Here is a 1,464-nt window from a genome sequence, read left to right as displayed (position 1 = left end):
GGTAGCGACGCTTACGTGGAAGCAGAGATTGTCAGTAAAGGTCCAGAGTATACACTTCCTGCTAAGTTATCAGATTCTTGGTTAGAGTTTCTTTTAGATGCACCTGTGACTCAAAATTACAGATCAAACCAAGATAACGTTATCTGTTCATTTGTTGTTGTCATTTTTGGCGCGCAGTTAAGAGAGCCTGCAACAACTGAAGAAGAACTAAACAGAGTTTTACTTCAAGGTGCTACTGATTATCTAAGAGAATTGATGTGTGAGTATGATTACAGAAAAGGTCATATTTATTATGATAAGGCAACCTTAAATTCAATATTAAGGGGCCGAGATATAAAGCTCATTCAGCTTAAAGGTAGAAGTCGTTATCATAGCAACTATGAGAAGTTGGATAGCGTCCAGTTAGAATATAGTCACTAGGCAAGGTTTATTAATGAGATTAATTGCAGCAGAAGATTATGCGGACTGGAAAGGCGTTAAAATACAAGAGGTTTATCAGTTAATTAAGAATGGTGACATTAGATCACTTAATAAATCAAATGGCGGTTTGAAGCGATTAGAGTTGGTTTACGTAGAGCAAGTACCTGAGCACATCCTATCACTAGATTCTGAGGTTGAGTACTTAAACCAAAAGCAAGCGGCGAAAAAACTGAATGTCTCAGTAGATAGTCTTCGTAAACGGTTACGGGAGAATGAAGTTAAGAGTTTTACTATAAAAGGCTATTGCTTTATCCCAATGAATCAATTTAATGAAAGTGTCACATTTATTGGTGAGTAAGTGAGGTTAATCAGTATTGAAGATTACGCAAGGCTGCATAAAATCACCGTGCAAGATGCACACACATTAATTGAAGAAGGCAAGCTTCTTGTCTCAAAAAACGCGCATGTCAGCTTAAGAAAATTAACGCTCATTTGTGTTGATCGTGCTCCGAACAATATTCATAGCCTGGACTCAAGGAGTCTGTGTCAATAATCACCCTAATTAGTCCACCATAATAACCTTTTTTTATAAATTTTTATATTTTATACACGTTATTATAGTGAAGGCTAAAATCGACACCTCTCAACCCGTTGAAAACATTGATAACGTTTACAAATGTATACTTCTACACGTTGTGAAATTGTTTGATTGCAGAGTGTCCGAAAAAACGGGTCTATTCCACTGTTTAACAACTTGGTTTGTTGGTCAATTTGCAACGACAAATCATTGACTAATAAAGAAATTTGCTTAGAAAGTAACTCTTCTAGTTTTGCATTACGTAAGCGTCGCTACCTCGGTAGGTATTTTGCACATCCAATGATGCAAAATCGCCGAGCAAAACGCGACGACTATAAACCCTCGGCTGTCCGCGTCACACAGCGTTACGTGCCTTGAATCGGCACACTCCACTACTGTGCTCTCACATGACTCTACGGTTCGTATAGATTTTTAGACACTCGTTACGCTTGCTACAGACCTAACGG

At 38.1% G+C, this 1,464-nt stretch carries 4 protein-coding genes; all 4 read left to right on the top strand.

Features of this window, described 5'->3' with window-relative positions:
• The first annotated feature begins 15 nt into the window (after nucleotides 1–15).
• Nucleotides 16–420: a hypothetical protein gene (locus C200_RS00015; RefSeq protein ID WP_052133264.1), complete on the top strand. Its 405-nt coding sequence runs from the start codon at nucleotides 16–18 to the stop codon at nucleotides 418–420.
• Between the two features lie 13 nt (nucleotides 421–433).
• Nucleotides 434–778 carry a hypothetical protein gene (locus tag C200_RS00010; protein ID WP_016212294.1) on the top strand — a complete coding sequence of 115 codons (345 nt, stop codon included), beginning with the start codon at nucleotides 434–436 and terminating at the stop codon, nucleotides 776–778.
• Nucleotides 779–973, top strand: a complete 195-nt coding sequence (locus C200_RS00005) for a hypothetical protein (RefSeq protein WP_027242934.1) — start codon at nucleotides 779–781, stop codon at nucleotides 971–973.
• Nucleotides 974–1,207: 234 nt separating this feature from the next.
• Nucleotides 1,208–1,375 carry a phosphatase gene (locus C200_RS15265; protein WP_155046947.1) on the top strand — a complete coding sequence of 56 codons (168 nt, stop codon included), beginning with the start codon at nucleotides 1,208–1,210 and terminating at the stop codon, nucleotides 1,373–1,375.
• Nucleotides 1,376–1,464: the final 89 nt, after the last annotated feature.

The organism is Piscirickettsia salmonis LF-89 = ATCC VR-1361, from assembly GCF_000297215.2.
Classification (GTDB): Bacteria; Pseudomonadota; Gammaproteobacteria; order Piscirickettsiales; family Piscirickettsiaceae; genus Piscirickettsia; species Piscirickettsia salmonis.
Note: the sequence above shows the minus strand (reverse complement) of the source record. Positions and strands in the feature narration are given on the sequence as shown.